General features: G+C 62.9%; 21 protein-coding genes and 1 tRNA gene. 13 read left to right on the top strand and 9 right to left on the bottom strand.

The window, feature by feature from the left end; all coding sequences use genetic code 11:
• Positions 1 to 32: 32 nt before the first annotated feature.
• Positions 33 to 776: an LOG family protein gene (locus BN2476_RS18435; protein WP_087735609.1), complete on the bottom strand. Its 744-nt coding sequence runs from the start codon at positions 774 to 776 to the stop codon at positions 33 to 35.
• Position 777: 1 nt separating this feature from the next.
• Between BN2476_RS18435 and polA the strand changes: the two genes are divergently transcribed.
• From polA to BN2476_RS18420, 3 genes are all read left to right on the top strand, one after another.
• Positions 778 to 3525 carry a DNA polymerase I gene (gene polA, locus BN2476_RS18430; protein WP_087735608.1) on the top strand — a complete coding sequence of 916 codons (2748 nt, stop codon included), beginning with the start codon at positions 778 to 780 and terminating at the stop codon, positions 3523 to 3525.
• A 250-nt stretch (positions 3526 to 3775) separates the two neighbouring features.
• Positions 3776 to 5125 carry an NAD(P)/FAD-dependent oxidoreductase gene (locus BN2476_RS18425; RefSeq protein WP_087735607.1) on the top strand — a complete coding sequence of 450 codons (1350 nt, stop codon included), beginning with the start codon at positions 3776 to 3778 and terminating at the stop codon, positions 5123 to 5125.
• 197 nt (positions 5126 to 5322) lie between these two features.
• The gene (locus BN2476_RS18420) at positions 5323 to 6195 is read left to right on the top strand and encodes a dienelactone hydrolase family protein (protein WP_087735606.1); all 873 of its coding nucleotides are present in this window, start codon (positions 5323 to 5325) and stop codon (positions 6193 to 6195) included.
• Between the two features lie 302 nt (positions 6196 to 6497).
• Here BN2476_RS18420 and BN2476_RS18415 read toward each other — a convergent pair whose 3' ends face one another.
• Together BN2476_RS18415 and BN2476_RS18410 are read right to left on the bottom strand one after the other, a co-directional pair.
• A complete protein-coding gene (locus BN2476_RS18415) occupies positions 6498 to 7367 on the bottom strand; it encodes a sulfurtransferase (protein ID WP_087735605.1) in 870 nt (289 codons plus the stop codon).
• 110 nt (positions 7368 to 7477) lie between these two features.
• On the bottom strand, positions 7478 to 8584 hold the full coding sequence (locus BN2476_RS18410) for an aromatic ring-hydroxylating oxygenase subunit alpha (protein WP_087735604.1): 1107 nt from the start codon (positions 8582 to 8584) through the stop codon (positions 7478 to 7480).
• A gap of 286 nt (positions 8585 to 8870) precedes the next feature.
• Here BN2476_RS18410 and BN2476_RS18405 point away from each other — a divergent pair, with 286 nt between their 5' ends.
• The 4 genes from BN2476_RS18405 (at position 8871) to folE2 (ending at position 13020) form a co-directional block, all read left to right on the top strand.
• A complete protein-coding gene (locus BN2476_RS18405; protein ID WP_162497882.1) occupies positions 8871 to 9188 on the top strand; it encodes an exodeoxyribonuclease VII small subunit in 318 nt (105 codons plus the stop codon).
• Entirely contained in the window at positions 9185 to 10066 is an 882-nt protein-coding gene (locus tag BN2476_RS18400; protein WP_087735603.1) for a polyprenyl synthetase family protein, read from the top strand. Before BN2476_RS18405 ends, BN2476_RS18400 begins: the two co-directional genes overlap by 4 nt.
• Positions 10067 to 10161: 95 nt before the next feature.
• Positions 10162 to 12060 carry a 1-deoxy-D-xylulose-5-phosphate synthase gene (gene dxs, locus BN2476_RS18395; RefSeq protein ID WP_087735691.1) on the top strand — a complete coding sequence of 633 codons (1899 nt, stop codon included), beginning with the start codon at positions 10162 to 10164 and terminating at the stop codon, positions 12058 to 12060.
• Between the two features lie 153 nt (positions 12061 to 12213).
• Positions 12214 to 13020, top strand: coding sequence for a GTP cyclohydrolase FolE2 (gene folE2, locus BN2476_RS18390; RefSeq protein ID WP_087735602.1), 807 nt, complete (start codon positions 12214 to 12216; stop codon positions 13018 to 13020).
• A gap of 108 nt (positions 13021 to 13128) precedes the next feature.
• Here the strand turns inward: folE2 and tsaD are convergent, their stop codons facing one another.
• Positions 13129 to 14154 carry a tRNA (adenosine(37)-N6)-threonylcarbamoyltransferase complex transferase subunit TsaD gene (tsaD, locus tag BN2476_RS18385; protein WP_087735601.1) on the bottom strand — a complete coding sequence of 342 codons (1026 nt, stop codon included), beginning with the start codon at positions 14152 to 14154 and terminating at the stop codon, positions 13129 to 13131.
• Between the two features lie 133 nt (positions 14155 to 14287).
• Between tsaD and BN2476_RS18380 the strand changes: the two genes are divergently transcribed.
• The 4 genes from BN2476_RS18380 (at position 14288) to dnaG (ending at position 18565) form a co-directional block, all read left to right on the top strand.
• Positions 14288 to 15523 (top strand): BaiN/RdsA family NAD(P)/FAD-dependent oxidoreductase, encoded by a 1236-nt coding sequence (locus BN2476_RS18380; protein WP_087735600.1) that lies wholly within the window; start codon positions 14288 to 14290, stop codon positions 15521 to 15523.
• A 76-nt stretch (positions 15524 to 15599) separates the two neighbouring features.
• On the top strand, positions 15600 to 15812 hold the full coding sequence (gene rpsU, locus BN2476_RS18375) for a 30S ribosomal protein S21 (RefSeq protein ID WP_012403240.1): 213 nt from the start codon (positions 15600 to 15602) through the stop codon (positions 15810 to 15812).
• A gap of 300 nt (positions 15813 to 16112) precedes the next feature.
• Positions 16113 to 16559 carry a GatB/YqeY domain-containing protein gene (locus BN2476_RS18370; protein WP_087735599.1) on the top strand — a complete coding sequence of 149 codons (447 nt, stop codon included), beginning with the start codon at positions 16113 to 16115 and terminating at the stop codon, positions 16557 to 16559.
• Positions 16560 to 16678: 119 nt separating this feature from the next.
• On the top strand, positions 16679 to 18565 hold the full coding sequence (gene dnaG, locus BN2476_RS18365; protein ID WP_087735598.1) for a DNA primase: 1887 nt from the start codon (positions 16679 to 16681) through the stop codon (positions 18563 to 18565).
• 24 nt (positions 18566 to 18589) lie between these two features.
• On the opposite strand, the gene BN2476_RS48280 is transcribed toward dnaG, so the two are convergent.
• Positions 18590 to 18937: a hypothetical protein gene (locus BN2476_RS48280; protein ID WP_235850874.1), complete on the bottom strand. Its 348-nt coding sequence runs from the start codon at positions 18935 to 18937 to the stop codon at positions 18590 to 18592.
• Positions 18938 to 18998: 61 nt separating this feature from the next.
• Here BN2476_RS48280 and rpoD point away from each other — a divergent pair, with 61 nt between their 5' ends.
• Together rpoD and BN2476_RS18355 are read left to right on the top strand one after the other, a co-directional pair.
• Positions 18999 to 21041 (top strand): RNA polymerase sigma factor RpoD, encoded by a 2043-nt coding sequence (rpoD, locus tag BN2476_RS18360; RefSeq protein WP_235850873.1) that lies wholly within the window; start codon positions 18999 to 19001, stop codon positions 21039 to 21041.
• Between the two features lie 186 nt (positions 21042 to 21227).
• A tRNA-Ile gene (locus BN2476_RS18355) sits at positions 21228 to 21315 on the top strand.
• 86 nt (positions 21316 to 21401) lie between these two features.
• Here BN2476_RS18355 and BN2476_RS48275 read toward each other — a convergent pair.
• The 4 genes from BN2476_RS48275 to BN2476_RS18345 all read right to left on the bottom strand — a co-directional run bounded on the left by BN2476_RS48275 (position 21402) and on the right by BN2476_RS18345 (position 23018).
• The gene (locus tag BN2476_RS48275) at positions 21402 to 21599 is read right to left on the bottom strand and encodes a tyrosine-type recombinase/integrase (protein ID WP_235850872.1); all 198 of its coding nucleotides are present in this window, start codon (positions 21597 to 21599) and stop codon (positions 21402 to 21404) included.
• Positions 21600 to 21629: 30 nt separating this feature from the next.
• Complete coding sequence (locus BN2476_RS48270) at positions 21630 to 21827, bottom strand: site-specific integrase (RefSeq protein ID WP_235850871.1); 198 nt, start codon at positions 21825 to 21827, stop codon at positions 21630 to 21632.
• 430 nt (positions 21828 to 22257) lie between these two features.
• Positions 22258 to 22566 (bottom strand): hypothetical protein, encoded by a 309-nt coding sequence (locus BN2476_RS48265; RefSeq protein WP_235850870.1) that lies wholly within the window; start codon positions 22564 to 22566, stop codon positions 22258 to 22260.
• A 140-nt stretch (positions 22567 to 22706) separates the two neighbouring features.
• On the bottom strand, positions 22707 to 23018 hold the full coding sequence (locus tag BN2476_RS18345; protein ID WP_143810987.1) for a hypothetical protein: 312 nt from the start codon (positions 23016 to 23018) through the stop codon (positions 22707 to 22709).
• Positions 23019 to 23701: the final 683 nt, after the last annotated feature.

Below are 23701 nucleotides of genomic sequence, written 5' to 3'. Positions count from 1 at the left end.
AACGCACTGTCCGCCATGCACGCTTCAGGCCATCACAGGTAGAACATCCGGTCTTCGTCCGACTTCACGGGATGCGCTTCGGGCTCTTCGCGCTCTTCGTAGAACGCGAGCACGGCTTCGAGCACCTGGTCGGGCTCGTCGATCACCTGCATCAGGTTCATGTCCTCGGGATTGATGAGGCCCATCGGCACCAGTTGCGCTTCGAACCAGCCGAGCAGGCCCTTCCAGAACTCCGCGCCGACGAGAATGATGGGCACATGCCGCGACTTCTTCGTTTGAATCAGCGTGAGCACTTCGGCGAGTTCGTCGAGCGTGCCGAAGCCTCCCGGCATCACGATGACGGCATCCGAGTTCTTCACGAACGTGACCTTGCGCGTGAAGAAGTGGCGGAAGCGCAGCGAGATGTCCTGCCACTGGTTGCCCGATTGCTCGTGAGGCAATTCGATGTTCAGGCCGACGGACGGCGCCTTGCCTGCATGCGCGCCCTTGTTGGCCGCTTCCATGATGCCGGGGCCGCCGCCGGAGATCACCGCGAAGCCGGCGTCGGAGAGCTTGCGTGCAATAGTGGTGGCCAGTTTGTAGTACGGCGAGTTCGGTTTCAGACGTGCCGAACCGTAGATGCTCACGGCCGGGCGGATCTCCGACAGGTACTCGGTCGCCTCGATAAACTCTGCCATAATCGTGAACATCTGCCACGATGCGCGGGCCTTCTTGGCTGTTGCGCGCTCTTGATCTGCGAGCGATCGCAGACTCGGAATCACTTTTCTCTTAGTCATAATGCCTGAAGAACAGAACCTGGAAGGTAAGACCCTGCTATTGGTTGACGGTTCGAGTTATCTGTACCGGGCCTACCATGCGATGCCTGATCTGCGCGGTCCAGATGGCGGACCAACAGGTGCGCTCTACGGAATCATCAACATGCTGCGCCGTATGCGCAAGGAAGTTACGGCAGAGTATAGCGCGTGCGTGTTCGATGCCAAAGGCAAGACGTTTCGCGACGACTGGTATCCGCAATACAAGGCGCACCGTCCGTCGATGCCTGAAGATCTGGCCAAGCAGATCGAGCCGATTCACGTCGCCGTGCGCTCGCTCGGCTGGCCGCTGCTGATGATCGAAGGCGTCGAGGCCGACGACGTGATCGGCACGCTCGCGCGGCGCGCGGAACAGCGCGGCATGAACGTGATCGTATCCACGGGGGACAAGGATCTGGCGCAGCTCGTGACGGATCATGTCACCCTCATCAATACGATGACGAATGAGAAGCTCGACCGCGAAGGCGTCGTTGCGAAGTTCGGCGTGCCGCCCGAACGCATCGTCGACTACCTGTCGCTGATCGGCGATACCGTCGACAACGTGCCGGGCGTCGAGAAATGCGGCCCGAAGACCGCGCTCAAATGGCTCACACAATTCGAGACCCTCGATGGCATCGTCGCACACGCGGATGAAATCAAAGGTGCGGTAGGAGACAATCTGCGACGTGCGCTCGATTTCCTGCCGATGGCGAAAAAGCTCGTCACGGTCGAGACGGATTGCGATCTGACCGGGCACGTGAACTCGTTCGAAGAGACGCTCGCCACGCGCCCCGAAGCGCGCGAAGAACTGCGCGACATCTTCACGCGTCACGGCTTCAAGACGTGGCTGCGCGAAGTGGAAATCGCCGATGCCGTCGAAGGGCCCGAGACGGATGTGCCGCCCGCGCCGACCGTCGATGGCGAGAACGTGCGCGAGTACGACACCGTGCAGACGTGGGAGCAGCTCGACGCATGGCTCGCGAAGCTCGACGCCGCCGACATCACGTCGTTCGATACCGAGACCACATCGCTCGATCCGATGATCGCGCAGATCGTCGGCATTTCGATTGCGGTCGAAGCGGGCAAGGCCGCGTATATTCCGCTTGCGCATCGCGGGCCGGATGCGCCCGTGCAATTGCCGCGCGACGAAGTGCTCGCGAAGCTCAAGCCGTGGCTCGAAAGCGCGGACAAGAAGAAGGTCGGCCAGCATGTGAAGTACGACGAGCAGGTGCTCGCGAATTACGGCATCGCGATGAACGGCATCGAGCACGACACGCTGCTGCAGTCGTACGTGCTCGAATCGCATCGTCCGCATGACATGGACAACCTCGCGTTGCGCCATCTCGGCCTCACGACGATCAAGTACGAGGACGTGGCGGGCAAGGGCGCATCGCAGATCGGCTTCGATGAAGTGTCGCTCGACAAGGCCTCTGAATACGCGGCCGAAGATGCCGACATCACGCTGCGCCTGCATCATGCGCTGTTCCCGCAGATCGCCGCGGAAGTGCCGCTCGATCACGTGTACCGGAACATCGAAGTGCCGACGTCGCGCGTGCTGCGCAAGATGGAGCGCAACGGCGTGCTGATCGACGCGGAAAAGCTGCGCGTGCAGAGCAACGAGATCGCGACGCGTCTCGTCGAACTCGAAAAAGAGGCCTATGAACTGGCGGGCGGCGAATTCAATCTCGGTTCGCCGAAGCAGATCGGGCAGATCTTTTTCGAAAGGCTGGAGTTGCCCGTCATCAAGAAGACGCCGAGCGGCGCGCCGTCCACCGACGAAGAAGTGCTGCAAAAGCTCGCCGAAGATTTTCCGCTGCCGAAAATTTTGCTCGAGCATCGCGGCCTGTCGAAGCTGAAGTCGACATACACGGACAAGCTGCCGCGCATGGTCAACGCGACCACAGGCCGCGTGCACACGAACTATGCGCAGGCCGTCGCGGTGACGGGGCGCCTCGCATCGAACGATCCGAATCTGCAGAACATTCCCGTGCGCACGGGTGAAGGCCGCCGCATCCGCGAAGCGTTCATCGCGCCGCCCGGCCACAAGCTCGTGTCGGCGGACTACTCGCAGATCGAGTTGCGGATCATGGCGCATATCTCCGGCGATGAAGCGCTGCTGCGCGCATTCAAGCAGGGCGAAGACATTCACCGCGCTACGGCATCCGAAGTGTTCAGCGTGACGCCGCTCGAAGTGTCGAACGATCAGCGGCGCATCGCGAAGGTCATCAACTTCGGCTTGATCTACGGGATGAGCTCGTTCGGTCTTGCATCGAACCTCGGCATCACGCGCGATGCCGCGAAGCTTTATATCGACCGCTATTTCGCGCGTTATCCGGGCGTCGCCGCGTACATGGAGAACACGCGTTCGAGCGCGAAGGCGAAGGGTTACGTCGAGACCGTGTTCGGCCGGCGTCTGTGGCTGCCCGAGATCAACGGCGGCAACGGCCCGCGCCGCCAGGCCGCGGAGCGCGCCGCGATCAATGCGCCGATGCAGGGCACGGCCGCCGACCTGATCAAGATGTCGATGATCGCGGTGCAGAAGTGGATCGAGGAGTCGGGCATCGGCACGCGCATGATCATGCAGGTGCACGACGAACTGATTCTCGAAGTGCCGGACGCCGAGCTCTCCTATGTCCGCAAGCGCTTGCCGGAACTGATGTGCGGCGTCGCGCAACTGAAGGTGCCGCTCGTTGCCGAAGTGGGCGCGGGCGCGAACTGGGAAGAAGCGCACTGACATGCCAGCTATGCGTGCCACGACACACTGACACAGCATTGTTGCTTCTCCAGGTCAACGGGACAATGAGCCGAACGACGAGCGGGGTATCGTCGTTCGCAAGTCACAGTCGCACATGACGGACTTGTGACTTGTCCCGCTGGTCGCCGACAATCGACAGAACGCGAATAACAAAAAAACAAAAGCGGCCGCACACGCGCGAAGCGAGCCGCATCGACGCACAACTTGTCGTTTCATACGGAGAGTCCTGATGCATCGTTTTGTCGTCGTGGGTGGAGGTGCGGGCGGTCTCGAGCTGGCGACGCGGCTCGGCGACCGTTATGCGCGCAAGAAGAGCAATGGCGTGCCGCTCGCGCAGGTCACGCTGGTCGACCGTTATCCGACGCATATCTGGAAACCGCTGCTGCATGAAGTCGCGGCGGGCAGCATGGACCCTTTTACGCAGGAACTCGAATACGCGGCGCAGGCGCGCTGGCACGGCTTCGAATTCCAGCAAGGCGAACTGACCGCGCTCGATCGCACCGCGAAACGCATCACGCTCGGCCGCGTGCTCGACGACGACGGCGCCGAGCTTCTGCCCGAACGCGTGCTCGAATACGACACGCTCGTCGTCGCGATCGGCAGCACCACGCATTTCTTCGGCGTGAAAGGCGCGCCGGAATATTCGCTCGCGCTCGACACCGTCCAACAGGCCGAGCGCTTTCGCAAGCGCCTCATTGCCGCCTGCATGCGTGCCGAGCATCAGGCGCATGAGCCCGTCGAGTCAAATCCCGGCACGCACGCATCGACGGAGCCGCGCATCCAGGTCGCGATCGTTGGCGGCGGCGCAACGGGTGTCGAACTGTCGGCGGAACTGCGCAATACGGCGCAGGTGCTGTCCGCGTACGGGCTGCATAAGCTCGATCCGCGTCATGACGTCGGCATCGTGTTGGTCGAAGCGGGGCCGCGCATTTTGCCGGCGCTTCAGGAGCGCGTATCGACGGCGACGGCTGAACTGCTGCAAAAGCTGGGCGTGAAGTTGATGGTGGGCGAGACGGTTGCGGAAGTCGCGCCGGGCCTCGTGCGCACGGCAAGCGGCAAGACCGTGCGCGCCGACCTGACCGTGTGGGCCGCGGGCATCAAGGCGCCGCCTGTATTGAGCCAGCTCGACGGCTTGCCCGTGAACCGGCTCGGCCAGTTGCAGGTGCGCCGCACGCTGCAGACTCAAATCGACGACAACGTGTTTGCGCTCGGCGATTGCGCCGCATGTCCGTGGCCCGGCAACGAGCGCAACGTGCCGCCTCGCGCGCAGGCCGCGCATCAGCAGGCGAGCTTTCTGCTGCGCGCGTTCGGCAATTTGCTCGAAAACCGGCCGCTGCCCGAGTTCACGTATCACGACTTCGGCTCGCTGGTGTCGCTTGGGCACTTCAGCGCCGTCGGCAATCTGATGGGCGGCGTGATCGGCGGCAACATGCTGATCGAAGGGCTTTTCGCTCGCTTCATGTACATGTCGCTGTACCGGCTGCATATCGCGGCGCTGCATGGCTACGCGCGGATGGTGCTCGATACGTTCGCGCATTGGCTGCGGCGCACTACACTGCCGCGCGTGAAGCTCCACTGATTGCCGGTCGATGCTTCTGCAACGGAATGCACTTGCGCGTATCCTGTGTCGACCGGAGTTGGCGCTTGAGCTGTCGGCTGGAGTTAGTGCTTTAGCACTTACTCCAGCCCCATGCAGAGCACCTACTCCGGTTCGCTACAAGATCTTTGCTTGCCTTCCTTGCCGTTCACCCTTGTCCTTTCACCAAGGAGCACCGCATGCTGAAGCCAGAAGTCGACAGTCTCGTTCCCCACGTGCCCTTCGATCGGCGTACCTTCATCAAGGCTGCGCTCGGCAGCGGCTTTGCGGCGTGCGTGCTGCCCGTGTCCGCGCAGACCATCCACACCGATAGCGAAGGGCTCGATGCGGGCGAGGTCGGCATCCACTCGGGCGATACGTTGGTGCCCGCGTACCGCGCGCAGCCCAAGGGCAAGACGCATCTGCCCGTGATCATCGTGATCCATGAGATTTTCGCCGTGCACGAGCATATCGCGGACGTTTGCCGGCGCTTCGCGAAGCAGGGCTATCTGGCTGTTGCGCCGAATCTCTTCGTACGCCAGGGCGATCCGATGAAGTATCCGTCGATGCAGCAGCTCAACGATGAAGTCGTGAGCAAGGTGCCCGATGCTCAGGTGCTCGCCGACCTCGACGCGACGTTCAAATGGGCAGGCCAGCACGGTGGCGACGCGAACCGGATCGGGGTCAACGGCTTCTGCTGGGGCGGGCGCATCGCGTGGCTGTACGCGGAACACAATCCGCGGCTGAAGGCGGCCGTTTCGTGGTACGGGCGCGTGGCCGGCGACCAGACGCCGATGACGCCCGCCAATCCGATCGACCGCGTGTCCGATCTGCAGGTGCCCGTTCTAGGTCTGTATGGACGGCAGGACCAGAGCATTCCCCAAGACTCGCTGGAGAAGATGAAGCAGGCGATCGCGCAAGGGCCGCAGGCGGGGCGGGGGGCGCAGTTCGTCGTCTATGACGACGCGGGGCATGCGTTTTTTGCAGACTATCGGCCGAGTTACCGGCAGGCCGATGCCGAGGACGGTTGGAAGCGGGCGCTCGCCTGGTTCAAGCAGCATGGCGTCGGCTGATTGTGCTGTTGCGTCGGCCGCGCAGATTTCGCGCGACCATGCGGTGGCCGCATCGCGGTAACGTCGGATTCCTCTACGAATCGGCTTTATGCTGTCGCGGTGGGCTGTCCGGCCGTCTTTTACAGCTGTGGCAAAGTTGTTTGCAATAGGTCTTCAGGGTCGGCTTCGGGTTCGTTTTTTCCGCCTGCACGGCGCACCGCGCTCGACGAAGCCGCTCGAAGGCAGGCGCGTCGCGGATACCGGCGACGCGCCAAGGCTGACCACGGCAAAAGCGCCGTGATCAGCGAAGAGCTAGCGACGTTTCAAGGATTGGCGCCCGTCGCCACCGGCCGCGCCGGATCGGAACTCCATTCGCTCCACGATCCCGGATAGAGCGCCGCGCCATGCAGTCCGGCAACCTCCATCGCGAGCGCGTTGTGGCACGCGGTGACGCCAGAGCCGCATTGCAGCACGACGTGCTCGGCGGCTACGCCCGGGATGACGGCGCCGAATTCGTCGCGCAGCGTGTGCGCCGACTTGAAGCGCCCGTCCGCGGTCAGGTTGTCCTTGAAGTAGCGGTTGCGCGCGCCCGGAATGTGGCCGCCGACGCGATCCAGCGTTTCGTTCTCGCCGCGATAACGGTCCGCGGCGCGCGCGTCGATCAGCACGCGCTCATGCGTGCCAAGGTTGCGCTCGACAGCCTGCGCGTCGACGGTCACGGCAAGCGGGGCGCCCGCCTTGAAGTCGCCCGTGACTTTGGGCGGCGCGTCCTGCGTCAATGGCTGACCGGCCGCTTGCCAGGCCTGAAGTCCGCCGTCGAGCAGCGCGGCGGAATCGTGACCCAGCCAGCGCAGCAGCCACCACAGACGCGCGGCGTACATGCCGCCCTGTTCGTCATAGGCGACCACCTGTTGGCCTTGCTTGAGGCCGAGCTCGGCGAGACGGTCGACGAGCTTCTGACGATCGGGCAACGGGTGACGCCCGTTGGTGCCCGTCTTCGAGCCAGACAGATCGCGGTCGAGGTGCAGATAGTGCGCGTGCGGCAGATGGCCCGCCGCGTAGCCCTTCTCGCCGGCGTCGGTGTCGGCGAGATCGAAGCGGCAATCGGCGATGAAGACGCTGCCCGGCGCAGCAGCCAGACGTTCAGCGAGATTATCGGCGGAGATCAGCGTGGTGTAGTGAGTGTGTGGCATGACGGCTCCTGAGAGACTGGCTTCGGCAGCGCCGAACGATATTGGTAGTCTAAACAAAAAAAGACGGGCCGAAGCCCGTCTTCCTTTGCCGATAGCCGTCCGACGAATGCTCAGACCGTGCCGAGCTGACGCCGCAAGAACTCGTGGAAGTGCTGCATGCCGTCTTCCATTGGGCTCTGATACGGACCGACCTGCGATTCGCCGCGCTCCAGCAGCGCGCGGCGGCCGGCGTCCATGCGCTCGGCGATCTCGTCGTCTTCGCGCGCCGTCTCCATGTACGCGGCGCGCTCCGCCTCGACGAAGTCACGCTCGAACAGCGCGATTTCCTCAGGGTAATAGAACTCGACGATGTTGGTCGTCTGCTGCGGACCGCGCGGAATCAGCCACGATACGACGAGCACATGCGGATACCACTCGATCATGATGCCCGGGTAGTACACCATCCAGATCGCGCCGAATTCCGGCATCTTGCCTTCGCGATAACGCAGCACTTCGTCGTGCCACTTTCGGTACGTCGGGCTGCCCGGACGCGCGAGCTCGTTGTGCACGCCGACCGTCTGCACGCTGTACCACTCGCCGAACTCCCACTTCAGGTCGTCGCAGTTGACGAAGCTGCCGAGGCCCGGATGGAACGGCACGACGTGATAGTCCTCCAGATAGACCTCGATGAAGGTCTTCCAGTTGTAGTTGCACTCGTGCACTTCGACGTGGTCGAACATGTAGTCGGCGAAGTCGAAGTGTTTCGCCGTGCCGAGACGCGCGAGATCTTTCGCGACGTCGCGACCCTGTGACTCGAACAGCAGGCCGTTCCAGCTTTGCAGCGAGGTGGCCCCGAGGTTGAGGCAGGGGTTGTCGGCGAAATGCGGCGCGCCGAGCAGCTGGCCGTTCAGATCGTACGTCCAGCGATGCAGGGGGCAGACGATGTTCTCCGTCTGCCCGCGGCCGTTCAGCATGATCGCCTGACGGTGGCGGCACACGTTCGACAGCAGTTCGATTTGCGACTGCTGGTTGCGAACGAGCACGCGTCCCTCGCTTTCGCTGGGCAGGGCAAAATAGTTTCCCGCTTCGGGAACCATGAGTTCGTGCCCGACGTAGCGAGGACCTTTCTTGAAAAGGATTTCGAGTTCGCGCTGGTGAAGCGCCTGGTCAAAGTAAGCCGTGACTGGCAGCTGGCTGTGGATAGCCTTCAGCTGCAATGCATTGCTCAGATTGGACATTCCCACTCCCGATGAAGACGTGAAAGCAGTGAACAACCCAACCATCGAAGATTCGATTTAGGGAGCCCGCGATTATACCTGTTTCCCCCTCCTTGGGGCGCTTAAGTACCTGATTTGGGTTAAAAATGTCGCCGAAGTTCGCGATTTCTGGCGGAAAACGCTGGATTCTTTTCTGTTGCCGGAAGTGTTGTGCAAGCGCCGCGCCTGCCCCGATTGGTGCGCTTACAGGTCGAGAAGGTTCCTTTTGCCGTAGAATGTCCGACTTGTTTTAATTTTGCGACGATTCATGGCGAAGACCGCATCGACCGAGACGACGGGTTTGTCCCCCGCCAGCGCCGAAGGTTCCGACCAGACCCCGCTGCCCGAGAGCTACGAGTCGGCGCTGGCGGAGCTGGAAGGACTCGTCGGGCGGATGGAAGGCGGCACCCTCAACCTCGAAGAGTCGTTGGCAGCGTATCGGCGCGGCGCCGCGCTCGTGGCATTCTGCCAGCAGCAGCTCGAAAAGGTGGAGCAGCAGGTACGCGTCCTGGATGGCGAGACGCTCAAGCCGCTTCCCGTGAACACAGCAGGTACAACCGCTGCCGACAGCGGAGACGATCTATGACATTCGAACAATGGATGCGCTCGGTGCTGGACCGCGTAGAGAGCGCACTCGAACACTACTTGCCGGCGACGTCGACGGAGCCCGCAAAGCTGCATGAAGCGATGCGCTACGCCGTGCTGGGCGGCGGCAAGCGGGTGCGCCCGCTGCTGTGCCACGCGGCGGGCGAGCTGACGGACGCGAAGGCCGAGTGCCTCGAAGCGGCGTCGGCGGCGCTGGAAATGATCCACGTCTATTCGCTCGTTCACGACGACATGCCCTGCATGGACGACGACGAACTGCGCCGTGGCAAGCCCACCGTGCACGTCAAGTATGACGAAGCGACGGCGCTGCTCGTCGGAGACGCACTGCAGTCGCAAGCTTTCGTCGCGCTGACGTCCGATGTGCTCGCGCCCGCGCAGCAGGCCGCGCTGGTGCGCGAACTGGCGCTCGCGAGCGGCTCGGTCGGCATGGCGGGCGGCCAGGCGATCGATCTCGCGAGCGTCGGACAGACGCTGACGCGTCCGCAGCTCGAAACGATGCACCGCCTGAAGACGGGCGCGCTGCTGCGCGCGGCCGTCCGGATGGGTGCGCTGACGGGTGGAACGCCCGATGCGAAGACGCTGCAGGCGCTCGACGCCTATTCGGCCGCCGTCGGCCTTGCGTTTCAGGTTGTCGACGACATTCTCGACGTCACGACCGATTCCGCGACGCTCGGCAAGACGGCCGGCAAGGACGCAAAGGACGGCAAGCCGACCTATGTGTCGATCATCGGGCTCGACGCGTCGCGCGCGCTGGCCGCGCAACTGCGCAGCGACGCGCACGATGCGCTTGCCCCCTTTGGCGCCCGCGCGCAGCGGCTCGCCGAGCTGGCTGATCTCGTGGTGAACCGGGTCAGCTGAAGTGGCTGTAACGCGAAAGCCCGCCGCCCGCACAAGACTCTGGGGTGTGCGCGAACGAAGTGCGGGCGCGTAAGTTTTCCTACAATGGAACGACGATGTACGACTTGCTGAAAACCATTGACGACCCCGCGGACCTGCGCCGCCTCGATCGCCGCCAGTTGCAACCGCTTGCCGACGAGTTGCGTGCCTTCGTACTCGACAGCGTATCGCAGACGGGCGGCCACCTGTCGTCCAACCTCGGTACGGTCGAACTGACAATCGCGCTGCACTACGTGTTCGACACGCCGCGCGACCGCATCGTCTGGGATGTGGGTCATCAGACCTATCCTCACAAGATCCTCACGGGCCGCCGCGACCAGATGTCGACGCTGCGCCAGCTCGGCGGCATCTCGGGCTTCCCGCGCCGCGACGAGTCGCCGTACGACACGTTCGGCACCGCGCATTCGAGCACGTCGATTTCGGCGGCGCTCGGCATGGCGATCGGCAGCAAGCTGCGCGGCGAAGACCGCTTCGCGATCGCCGTGATCGGCGACGGCGCGATGACGGCGGGCATGGCCTTCGAAGCGATGAACAACGCCGGCGTCGAAGACGACGTGCCGCTGCTCGTCATCCTCAACGACAACGACATGTCGATCTCGCCGCCCGTGGGCGCGCTGAATCGCCATCTCGCGCGCCTGATGTCGGGCCGTTTCTACGCTGCCGCGCGCGCGGGTGTCGAACGCGTGCTGCGCCATGCGCCGCCCGTGCTTGACCTCGCACGCAAGCTCGAAGAGCACGCGAAGGGCATGATCGTCCCGGCCACGCTCTTCGAAGAGTTCGGCTTCAACTACATCGGGCCGATCGACGGCCACGATCTCGATTCGCTGATCCCGACGCTGCTGAACATCAAGGAACTGCGCGGCCCGCAGTTCCTGCACGTCGTGACGAAGAAAGGCCAGGGCTACAAGCTCGCCGAGGCCGATCCCGTGCTGTACCACGGCCCCGGCAAGTTCAATCCGGCCGAAGGCATCAAGCCGTCGACGACGCCCGCCAAAAAGACCTATACGCAGGTCTTCGGCGAATGGCTGTGCGACGCGGCGGAGCTCGATTCGCGCGTGGTCGGCATCACGCCCGCGATGCGCGAAGGCTCGGGCATGGTCGAGTTCGAGAAGCGCTTCCCGGATCGCTACTACGACGTCGGCATTGCCGAGCAGCACGCGGTGACGTTCGCAGGCGGTCTCGCGACGGAAGGACTCAAGCCCGTCGTCGCGATCTACTCGACGTTCCTGCAACGCGCGTATGACCAGCTGATCCACGACGTCGCGCTGCAGAATCTTCCCGTTGTGTTCGCAATCGATCGCGCGGGCCTCGTCGGCGCGGACGGCGCGACGCACGCGGGCGCCTACGACCTCGCGTTCCTGCGCTGCATCCCGAACATGACGGTGATGGCGGCGTCGGACGAGAACGAATGCCGTCAGATGCTGTACACAGCGCTTCAGCAGCCGAACCCGACGGCCGTGCGTTATCCGCGCGGCGCGGGCACGGGCGTCGCGACGGTCAAGCAGATGGCCGCGATTCCGCTCGGCAAGGGCGAAGTGCGCCGCGAGACGTCGCAGCCGGCCGGCAAGCGCATCGCGATTCTCGCGTTCGGCACGATGGTCGCGCCGGCGCTGGCAGCCGCGGAGCAGCTCGACGCGACGGTCGCGAACATGCGCTTCGTGAAGCCGCTCGACGCCGACCTCGTGCGCGAGCTGGCCGAAAGCCACGACGCGATCGTCACGGTCGAAGAGGGCTGTGTCATGGGCGGCGCGGGCTCCGCGTGCGTGGAAGCCATGGTGGAGAGTGGGGTTATCCGGCCCGTACTACAATTGGGGCTTCCCGATCGCTTCATCGATCACGGAGATCCGGCCAAGCTGCTCGCGTCGTGCGGCCTCGACGCCGCGGGTATCGCGAAGTCCATCCGCGAGCGATTTGTGGAGCACGCAAGCGGCAAGTCGGTGAAACGCGTCGCTTAACATGGCGGGCCGCCGGAACGAATAAGCGGCTCGTTGCATCTACTCCAATATGAATCGGCGGGTCGCGTGCCCGCTGGGCTCCGCCGGCGCAAGCCGGCGGTTGTCATTTTGCGCGTCGATTCGCGCTGTCAGCTGTCAGTTGAGGACAAGAACATGAACCAGATGAACCCCGCCTTCGTGATGCCCGACGTGCAAAGCACGCTCGACACCCGCCAGATTCCGATTCAGCGGGTCGGCGTGAAGGCGGTGCGTCATCCGTTGACGGTCCGCACGCCGGACGGCAACGTTCAGCCGACCATCGGCACGTGGAATCTCGATGTCCATCTGCCCGCCGACGTGAAGGGCACGCACATGTCGCGCTTCGTCGCGCTGCTCGAAGAGAACAACGCGCCGCTCGATGCGTCTGCGTTTCGCGCGATGCTCGCGTCGATGCTCGAAAAGCTCGAGGCACCGGCGGGGCGCATCCAGGTGTCGTTCCCATACTTCGTCAACAAGACGGCGCCCGTATCGGGCGTGCAAAGTCTGCTGGACTACGAAGTGACGCTCACGGCCGATGCGCGCAACGGCGCGACGCGTCTGTTCCTGAAGGTGATGGTGCCCGTGACGAGCCTGTGCCCGTGCTCGAAGAAAATCTCGGAGTACGGCGCGCACAACCAGCGCTCGCACGTGACGATCGACGCCGAGCTGGTCGACGACATGCCCGTTGAAGACCTGATCCGTATCGCCGAAGACGAGGCGTCGTGCGAGCTGTGGGGCTTGCTCAAGCGGCCCGACGAGAAGTTCGTGACCGAGCGCGCGTATGAAAATCCAAAGTTCGTCGAAGACCTGGTGCGTGATGTCGCAACACGTCTGAACGCGGATCGGCGGATCATCGCGTATGTGCTCGAAGCGGAGAACTTCGAGTCGATCCACAATCACAGCGCCTATGCCGTGATCGAGAACGACAAGCGCACGTCCTGACCGCTTTCACTGCCTTCGACAGACAAACGGCCGCTCAGCAATGAGCGGCCGTTTTACGTTGTGCGCCGTTTGATGGCGCGCCGTTGTCGGTATCGCGAGGAAAGCGCCTCAGCGCGCCAGCGACGACAGATCCCAGCGCGGCTTCACCGTGAACGCGTAATCGTTCGCGGCCTGCGCGGGCCAGCGTTGCAGCCGCAGCGCGCCCGCGAGCGCGATCATCGCGCCGTTGTCGGTGCACAGCGACAGGTCCGGGTAGTGCACGTCGAAGCCGCGCTTCTTCGCCGCCGCGGACAGCGCCTCGCGCAACTGCCGGTTCGCGCCGACGCCGCCCGCCACCACGAGGCGCTTGAGCTTCGTCTTCTTCAGCGCGGCGAGCGACTTCGAGGCCAGCACGTCGACGGCCGCGTCGACGAAGCCACGCGCGAGATCGGCTTTGGCCTGCTCGCAGACATTGCTTCCGAGCTTCTTCACGTGCGTCAGCACGGCCGTCTTCAGTCCGCTGAAGCTGAAATCGAGGTCGCCCGAGTGGAGCATCGGACGCGGCAGCACGACCGCGCCCGGCGTGCCGAATTCCGCGAGCCGCGACACTTCCGGTCCGCCCGGATAGCCGAGGCCGAGCAGCTTCGCGGTTTTGTCGAAGGCTTCGCCGGCGGCGTCGTCGAGCGTTTCGCCGAGCGTCTCGTAAACGCCCACGTCGGTGACGCGCATCAGTTGCGTGTGGCCGCCCGACACCAGCAGCGCGACGAACGGAAACGTCGGTGGCGCATCGACCAGCAGCGGCGACAGCAAATGCCCTTCCAGGTGATGAATGCCGATGGTCGGCTTGTTCCACGCCATCGCGAGCGAATTGGCGATGCTCGCGCCGACCAGCAGCGCTCCCGCGAGCCCCGGGCCTTGCGTATAGGCGATCGCGTCGATGTCGCCGCGCGCGGCGCCCGAGCGCTCCAGCACCTCTTCGAGCAGCGGCAGCGCGCGCCGGATATGGTCGCGCGACGCCAGTTCCGGCACGACGCCGCCGTATTCGCGATGCATCGCGATCTGCGAATGCAGCGCGTGCGCGAGCAGGCCGCGTTCGGTGTCGTAGAGCGCGAGGCCGGTTTCGTCGCAGGAGCTTTCTATGCCGAGAACGAGCATGATTCGAACGCCAATCGGGGTCAGTCGGGGCGCCTGGGAAGGGCGCCCGGAGCATCAAAAAGGAACCTGAAAGTATAGCAGCGCGGGCGTTGCGGCGCCGGAGCCGCCCGCCGCGCCGGTACAATGCAGCCCCATGGAATCCTTCGATATCGCCGTAATCGGCGCGGGCGCGGCGGGCATGATGTGCGCATCGGTGGCGGGGCAGCTCGGCCGGCGTGTCGTGCTGATCGACCACGGGGCGCGGCTCGCCGAAAAAATCCGCATCTCGGGCGGCGGCCGCTGCAACTTCACGAATCTGTACGCGGGGCCCGCGAATTATCTGTCGGCGAATCCGCATTTCTGCCGCTCCGCGCTGGCGCGCTACACGCCGCGCGATTTCATGGCGCTGCTCAAGCAATATCGCGTGACGTGGCACGAAAAGCACAAGGGACAGCTGTTCTGCGACCAGTCGAGCGACGCCGTCATCGACGTGCTGAAGAGCGAATGCGACGCGGGCAACATCGCGTGGCGCCGGCCGCTCGCCGTCGAGCAGGTGCGCCATGCCGATTCCGAAGGCTTCACGCTGGATACGCGCGCCGGTCCGATCCGCACCCGCGCGCTCGTCGTCGCGACGGGCGGGCTGTCGATTCCGAAGATCGGCGCGACGGATTTTGCCTATCGTCTCGCGAAGCAGTTCGGACACAAGCTGATCGACACGCGGCCGGCTCTTGTGCCGCTCACGTTTGCTCCCGCCGACTGGCAGCCGTTTTCGGAGCTTTCGGGCGTCTCGCTGGAAGTGCATCTGGCGACGGGCGCGAAGAAGTCGGGCGGCGAGTTCGTCGAAGACCTGCTGCTCACGCATCGCGGGCTGTCCGGTCCCGGCGTGCTGCAGATTTCGAGCTACTGGCAGCCGGGCGAGCCCGTGCACATCAACCTGCTGCCGGAGCAGGACGCCGTCGCGGCGCTGCTGGAGGCGAAAAGCGCGACGAAGCGCCAGATCGCGAATCTGCTCGCCGAATGGGTGCCGACGCGGCTCGCGCACGTCTGGCTGCAAACGCATGGCGTGCCCGCCGAAGCGCGCCTTGCCGATCTACCCGACAAGTCGCTGCGGCGGGTCGGCGAGGCGTTGTCGCGCTGGACGCTCACGCCGAACGGCACCGAAGGGTACAAGAAAGCCGAGGTGACGCGCGGCGGCATCGACACGCGAGAGCTGTCGTCGGCGACGATGATGAGCGCGCGCATGCCCGGTTTGTACTTCATCGGCGAGGCCGTCGACGTGACGGGCTGGCTCGGCGGCTACAACTTCCAGTGGGCGTGGGCGTCGGGCGTGGCGGCAGGCCAGGCGGCCGCCGAATACGCCGGGACGAGGGGTCAGGCGCTCGTGAAATAAGGGCTTGACACCGAAATATGATTGTGCGAAACACCTGCTATACTTTCTCTTCTTTGCCAAGCTCCGTTATTGAAAGATGACGACTATCCGCGTTAAAGAAAACGAGCCTTTTGAAGTCGCGATGCGCCGCTTCAAGCGCACGATCGAAAAGAACGGCCTGCTGACCGAACTGCGTGCGCGCGAGTTTTACGAAAAGCCGACGTCAGAGCGCAAGCGGAAAAAGGCGGCTGCAGTGAAGCGCCATTTCAAGCGTCTGCGCAGCCAGCAACTGCCCAAGAAGTTTTACTGATTCAACGTGAAGTCGCGGCTCTTGCCCGATGTTTCCGCGAAAGCAGCGGTTCACACAAGGTGACGGCGCGCAAGTGTGCCGGCGCTGCGGCAACCGGCCTCGAACGGTTCCGAACGGCCCCAGGCCGTTTCGGTCAGAGTTCCGCAAGGCCGCATCCAGATGCGCGAATTCATTGTGTATCCGGACCAACCCGGGTTCCAGCCCGGGTACTAACCCGCTTGAGGAACGATCCCAAGCGGGTTTTTGCGCTCTGCACCGCGTCTTCACCCGCTTTTTTAACTCCACGCATTCAGGTGAACGATGAGTCTCAAGGTCCGAATCAACGACGACATGAAAGCAGCGATGCGCGCGCGCGAAACCGAGCGCCTCGGCACGATCCGGCTGCTCCTCGCCGCCATCAAGCAGCGTGAAGTGGACGATCGCGTGGAACTGGACGACGCAGGCGTGACGGCCGTCGTCGACAAGATGATCAAGCAGCGCAAGGACTCGATCGCCCAGTTCGAAACGGCCGGCCGCACCGATCTCGTCGAAAAGGAACAGGCCGAACTGGCCGTGCTGAGCGCCTATATGCCCGAGCAGTTGTCGGACGCGGAAATCGCCGCCGAAGTGCAGGCGGCCGTCGCGCAGGTCGGCGCCGCCGGTCCGCAGGACATGGGCAAGGTAATGGGCGTGCTGAAGCCGAAGCTCGCCGGCCGCGCCGACATGACGGCCGTGTCCGCGCAGGTCAAGGCCGCGCTGTCGAAATAAAGCCGGCCGTTGGTTTTCACCGTGCGTGCTTGCTGTCTCGCGGCTGCGCGCACGGTGGGCGTATCTCGCGCCCGTGCCTTACCCCAGTGCCTCACTCCTTTTAAGGCCGCGTCTCCACTGTGATTCCGCATTCCTTCCTGCAAGACCTGTTGAACCGCGTCGATATCGTCGACGTGGTCGGCCGGTATGTGCAGTTGAAAAAGGGCGGCGCGAACTTCATGGGACTCTGTCCGTTTCACAACGAAAAGAGCCCTTCGTTCACCGTTAGTCCGACTAAGCAGTTCTATCACTGCTTCGGCTGTGGCGCGCATGGCACGGCCATCGGCTTTCTGATGGAGCACGCGGCGCTGTCGTTCCCGGAAGCTGTCAACGAGCTGGCGCAATCCGTCGGTCTGACCGTGCCGCAGGAGCCCGCGCCGATGCGCGGCGGCGGCTCGGGAGGCGGTAGTTCTGGTGGCGAAGGCTACGCGCCCGCCGTATCGAAGGCCGTGGCGACGGCGCTGACCGACGTGATGCAGACGGCCAACGACTACTACCGCACACAGTTGCGCGGCGCGCCGAACGCGATCCAGTACCTCAAGAAGCGCGGTCTGACGGGCGAAATCGCGAAACGCTTCGGCCTCGGCTACGCGCCCGACGGCTGGCAGAACCTCGAAGCGGCATTCCCCAACTATCGGGACGACGCCCTCGTCGAGGCGGGGCTCGTGATCGTCAGCGAGAAGTCCGATGCTCAGGGACAGAACCGGCGCTACGACCGCTTCCGCGAACGCGTGATGTTCCCGATCCGCAACGTGAAAGGCCAGGTGATCGGCTTTGGCGGGCGCGTGCTCGACGGCGGCGAGCCCAAGTATTTGAATTCGCCCGAAACGCCTTTATTTAACAAAGGCAGCGAGCTGTATGGGCTGTTCGAGGCGCGGCTCGCGATCCGAGAACAAGGATACGTGCTGGTCGTCGAAGGTTATATGGACGTGGTTGCGCTCGCACAGTTGGGCTTCGAGAACGCCGTCGCGACGCTGGGCACGGCTTGCACGCCGATTCATGTGCAGAAACTGATGCGCCAGACGGATACGGTCGTGTTCAGTTTCGACGGCGATTCGGCGGGCCGCCGCGCCGCGCGCCGCGCGCTCGACGCGTGTCTGCCGCATGCCGCCGACAACCGAACGATCCGCTTCCTGTTCCTGCCGGCGGAGCACGATCCCGACAGCTATGTCCGCGAATTCGGCACTGACGCCTTCGCGGAACAGGTGCGCCGCGCTATGCCGCTGTCACAGTTCCTGCTGAACGAGGTGCTGGCCGGTAAGGAGCTGGATCAACCGGAAGGCCGCGCGCGGGCGCTCTTCGACGCGAAGCCGCTCTTGCAGATGCTGCCCGCAAACGCTTTGCGCGCGCAGATCATGCACATGTTCGCGGACCGGCTCGACGTGCCGTTCGAGGAAGTGGCCGCTCTGTGCGAAGTCGATGCGCGGATCGCGGCTGTAGCACGCAGCGCGCCTGCCCGCAAAGATCGCCGCAGCGTCACGGGTATCGAGCAGCGGGCGCTGCGCAATCTGGTGATGCATCCGCGCATCGTCGCGGCGCTCGACGAAGAAGAAGAGCAGGCGCTGCTACAGGTTACGCGGCACGGCGAACTGTTCGAGGAAGTGACGACGCATGCGCGCGGGCTGGGCGACACGGCGGAATTTCAGCTGTTGTCCGATCTGTTGCGAAACGGGGCGAACGCCCCCACCTTCGAGGAAATCTTCCGCGAAATTCTGGACTATGATGAAAACGTCCGGGATCTGCTGTTGAAGAATCCCGAGGACGCGACGGTCGCCGACGAGCGCCGCGAGCACGAGCGCCTCGCCGGCGAGGAATTGAAAGCCGCCATTCTGAAGATGCGCTATGACGCGTATTGCGAGCGGCTGGATCAATTGTCGCGTCAGTCGAGGCACACCCCTGAGGAGTTTTCGGAATTGACGGAGCTGATGAAAAAACGTGCTGACATGAAGCGTCAGCTCGGACTGTGAAAGGGAAGGGCTGAAACCCGGGTGCTATAATAAAAGGTTCTCAGCGGTTTTGTTTTCCAGGCAAAGGCGATAAAAGGCGATTGCAATGGTAAAGACTACAGGCGGAAAAAGGGCGACAGGCAAAGGCTCGGAGGAGCCGAAAAAGACCACCAGGGTCAGCGCAGCCAGGCCGGCTTCTTCCGCCAGAAAGGCGTCTGCCGAAACCGCCACGCCAGTAGCCCGGAAGAAAGCCTCGACCTCTTCAGCCGCGAGAGCGGCATCGGTGACATCGAAGTCGGTGACATCGGTTGCGAAGCGGCAAGGAGTCAGAAGCGAAAGGGAAGCGGATGTCGCGCGGGACGATGCGGCTGCCCGCGAGTCTTTGGTATCCACGGTTCAACCGGCTGTTGTCCAGCAGCCGGCAGTCGAGACTACAGCCGGTATGGCGAACTCCATGACGAAAAAGCTGAACGAAGTACCCGTCGATGACGACGCAACCCAGAGCGAAGAAGCTGCAACCCCCGCTCCGGGCAAAGGCGAAAAGGCCAGGGCACGCGACCGCCGCGCAAAGGAAAAGGCGCTGCTCAAGGACGCGTTCGCGTCTTCGCAGCCTGGTACCGTCGAGGAGCTTGAAGAGCGACGCTCGAAGCTGCGCGCGCTGATCAAGCTCGGCAAGGAGCGCGGCTTCCTGACCTATGGCGAGATCAACGACCACCTTCCGGACAATTTCACGGAAACCGAGGCGATCGAAGGCATCATCAGCACGTTCAACGACATGGGTGTCGCCGTCTACGAGCAGGCGCCCGATGCCGAAACGCTGCTGCTGAACGACAACGCGCCCAATGCTTCGTCGGACGATGAAGTGGAAGAGGAAGCGGAAGTCGCGCTTTCCACTGTCGACTCCGAGTTCGGCCGCACGACCGACCCGGTGCGCATGTACATGCGCGAGATGGGCACCGTCGAGCTGCTCACGCGCGAAGGCGAAATCGAAATCGCGAAGCGCATCGAAGACGGCCTGAAGCACATGGTGATGGCCATCTCCGCGTGCCCGACCACGATCGCCGATATCCTCGCGATGGCAGAGCGTGTCGCGAACGAAGAGATCCGCATCGATGAACTCGTCGACGGTCTGATCGACGCGAACGCGGAAGATGCGGATGGCTTCTCCGAACAGGAAGCCGAAGCGATCGAGAACGAAGACGAAGAAGCGGAAGAGGACGAGGACGAAGAAGAGGAAGACGACGATGGCGCCGCACAAGCGACGGCCAACGCCGCCCAGCTCGAAGAACTGAAGCGTCTGTCGCTCGAAAAATTCGCGCTGATCAGCGAATGGTTCGACAAGATGCGTCGCGCGTTCGAGAAGGAAGGCTACAAGTCGAAGTCTTACCTGAAGGCGCAGGAAACGATTCAGGACGAGCTGATGATGATCCGCTTCACCGCGCGTACCGTCGAGCGCCTGTGCGATACGCTGCGCGCGCAGGTGGACGAGGTGCGTCAGGTCGAGCGTCAGATCCTGCACACGGTGGTCGACAAGTGCGGCATGCCGCGTGCCGAGTTCATCGCGCGTTTCCCGGGCAATGAGACGGACCTCGAATGGGCCGACAAGATCGTCGCCGAGAATCACTCGTACAGCGCGATCCTGTCGCGTAACGTTCCCGCTATCCGCGAACAGCAGCAACGTCTGCTCGACTTGCAGGCGCGCGTCGTGCTGCCGCTGAAGGACCTGAAGGAAACCAACCGCCAGATGGCGGCGGGCGAACTGAAGGCGCGTCAGGCGAAGCGCGAGATGACGGAAGCGAACCTGCGTCTCGTGATCTCGATTGCGAAGAAGTACACGAACCGCGGCCTGCAGTTCCTCGATCTGATCCAGGAGGGCAACATCGGCCTGATGAAGGCGGTGGACAAGTTCGAATATCGACGCGGCTACAAGTTCTCGACGTACGCGACGTGGTGGATCCGCCAGGCCATCACGCGCTCGATCGCGGACCAGGCGCGCACGATTCGTATCCCGGTTCACATGATCGAAACGATCAACAAGATGAACCGTATCTCGCGTCAGATTCTGCAGGAAACGGGCCTCGAGCCGGATCCGGCGACGCTGGCGGAGAAGATGGAGATGCCGGAAGACAAGATCCGCAAGATCATGAAGATCGCGAAGGAGCCGATCTCGATGGAAACGCCCATCGGCGACGACGACGATTCGCATCTCGGCGATTTCATCGAGGACACGAACACGGTCGCACCGTCCGACGCCGCGCTGCACGCGAGCATGCGCGATGTCGTGAAGGACGTGCTCGATTCGCTGACGCCGCGCGAAGCGAAGGTGCTGCGCATGCGTTTCGGTATCGAAATGAGCACCGACCATACGCTGGAAGAAGTCGGCAAGCAGTTCGACGTGACGCGTGAGCGCATTCGCCAGATCGAGGCAAAGGCGCTGCGCAAGCTGCGTCACCCGAGCCGCTCGGACAAGCTGAAGTCGTTTCTCGAAGGCAACTGATCGAGGTGCGTTCGTTGACTGCTCGCTGACTTGATCTGCATATGGGGCTTCCCGATCGTTTTGTTCAGCGAAGCGATCACGGAGGCCCTTTTTTCGTGTAGTATGTCGGCCAATCAGCGAACAGGCCCGGCCTTCAGACCGGGTCTTTTTGTTGGTCCCCTCCTGCTTCCCTCGTGAAGCATCGTTGGGCCGGACGCCGTGCTGGTTGCAGGCAGCGGACTCATAATCCGCCTCCGAAAGGACATCGTGGGTTCGAATCCCACCCGGCCCACCAAGCCCCATAAGCCTTCCGCAAATTCACATCGCCAGCCACTGAATCAGGGGTGTGGGTTTTTCTGCCCGAAACCCGATTCGGCGCTCTTACCGCTTCTGCCCGATCCGCGCGACGGCGTCTTCCAGGCGGTCCGTGACCAGGTGCGAATAGCGCTTAGTCGACACCGTCGATTTGTGGCCTAACACCCCGCCAACCGTGAACAGATCGATGCCGGCGTTGATCATTTCCGATGCGGCGCCGTGCCGTAGATCGTGAAACTTCTTGGGCGGATAGCCAGCAGCCACGCGGGCTGCCTGCCAGCCGTCCTCGAACTTTCAGACAGGTATCGTGAACCGCACGCGGCGGGCGAGCACGGCGATGCGCGGGTGGATCGGGATGATGCGCGGCCGCCCGTTCTTCGAGTCGTCGAGCGAGTAGCCGTTTCGGGTCACCTTGGCGGGCAGGATCTCGCCGCGGCGCATGCCCGAGTAAACGCGATGCGGATTGCGGCTCGCACTTCCCTGTCCCCGCACGCGCGCGCGATCTCCAACATTCCGCGTCGCTGCGGGTAATGATGGCGCTCATTGTTCACGCCGGGAATCACCATGCGCGCGGTCTGGTCCGTTTCCAGCCGGCCGGCCTGGTGCGCGTATCTGATCGCCGCGCGAATGTACGCGGGGATGTTTCGGATCGCACCATCCGTCAGCGGGTGCTTTGCGACTCCGCGATGATCCGTCGATGCACGCAGATAGCCGACGAACGTCTTTGACCACTCATGCAACTCCAGAGCGTCCTGCTCCGAAAACTCGGGCGCCCACTTCTCGAGGATCTGCGTTCGTTTCTTCGCATCCTTCCAGCCGCTGCTCTTGTCGGCGAAGTGCGCCATTACGCACTCGCCGATGGTCACGACAGGCCTGCGCGCGCCCGCGGCGATCTCATATTGCTCGCTCTCCCACTTGCGCGCTAGCTCGTCTGCTGCTTTGGCAGAAATTCCCGGAGGGAGAAATTTGGTTTTTCGAATGCGAGTCCCCTCGATGACGCGTTCGAACGTTCAGCGGTAGCGACGGCGGCCGGCTTTTGTAATGGTGTCGATTGGCATGACGCAAGGAATCTATAAAGCGATTCGAGTTCGTAGACGTGCGTTTTGTGACCGAGCTTATAGCGCTGGATGATCTCGCCGGCAAGGTCGATCCGGCTGATCGCGTATCGAGGCAAGGCGAGGATCTGTGCCGCCTCGGTCGCGCTCACGCGTTTTCCCTTCGCGATGTCCATGTGATACCCCAGTGTTTTCTCGTTGTTTGGATTACTCGTTGTGCGGCTTCGGTCATGCCAGGATTTGCTGCCATCCGGAGGGATATTGCTATGCCAATGTGTGATGCCTGCTCGTAGATTGAGACTGGAAAACGCGGTAATCACTCGTCGCCTTTCTTTGCGGATGCCGCGATAGCAGCGTCGATAACCGCATCGAGCTTTTCGCCGCTGTGCATCTCAACGAATACCTGAGCATCAGTGTTCTTGATGTCACGCAGCCACCGATACCGCTCCGCATGCTTCGCCATCGCGCTGTCAGCAGCAGGGGCGGCGGCAAGCATGGCTGCGTAGCAGAGTCGAGCTTTATGCGCAGCCTGCTGGCAACCAGACATTGCCTCGTATGCTTCCCAATCTTCCTGCTTGCTGAAAGTTGGATTCGGCCAGGATTCGAAACCATCGACGACCATCTCCATCGTCGGCTCGATCGGCACGAGCTTCCGTCATTCCGGCTCCGCTGCCATTGGCAGCTATACGGGATCGCATGACGTCGAGCTTTTTGGCGTAGTCGAACGCCTTCGCCGGATCTTTGTCGATGGCTCGCAGCCATTCGGCTAGGCACATCAACGTGTATTCGTCGTTGGTCATGGTCGTCTATTCCTTTCTGGTCGGGTGCGCTTCTTTGCGATAGCCTTGTATGCTTCTAGAGGGACCCATGGAGCCACGCTTTTGGGTCTTGGTGTGTCGTCGTCCCGTTATAATCTTGCGTCTTCGGCACCGCCTACGATCAGTCCGCCTGCGGGTGTCGACATCTTTTACAAGGAAGCCCGAGGGTGCTGGTTGCGGCTAGTGTCGGTTTCATCGGAGAGAACTTCGTGCTTGGCCGACTGCGCCTATCCGAAAAGGCGACTCTGAACGCCGACATGCCGACCCCATGCGTGCAATCTCAGCACGCCGGCATCGCCGCGGGCAATTCGAAGCGCGAATAATCCCATGAGACTCTCCATAGTTGCGACCCTCTATCAGTCCGCATCCTATATCGTCGAATTTCATCAGCGCGCTAGTGTTCTGTCCCAGAAATAACTTTGCATAAACGCCCGATTTTTTCGAGGATGGAATCGGCGGTGGCCGTCCACATGAACGGGCGTTTATGGAGGTT

This window comes from Paraburkholderia piptadeniae (assembly GCF_900007165.1).
Lineage (GTDB): Bacteria > Pseudomonadota > Gammaproteobacteria > Burkholderiales > Burkholderiaceae > Paraburkholderia > Paraburkholderia piptadeniae.
Note: the sequence above shows the minus strand (reverse complement) of the source record. Positions and strands in the feature narration are given on the sequence as shown.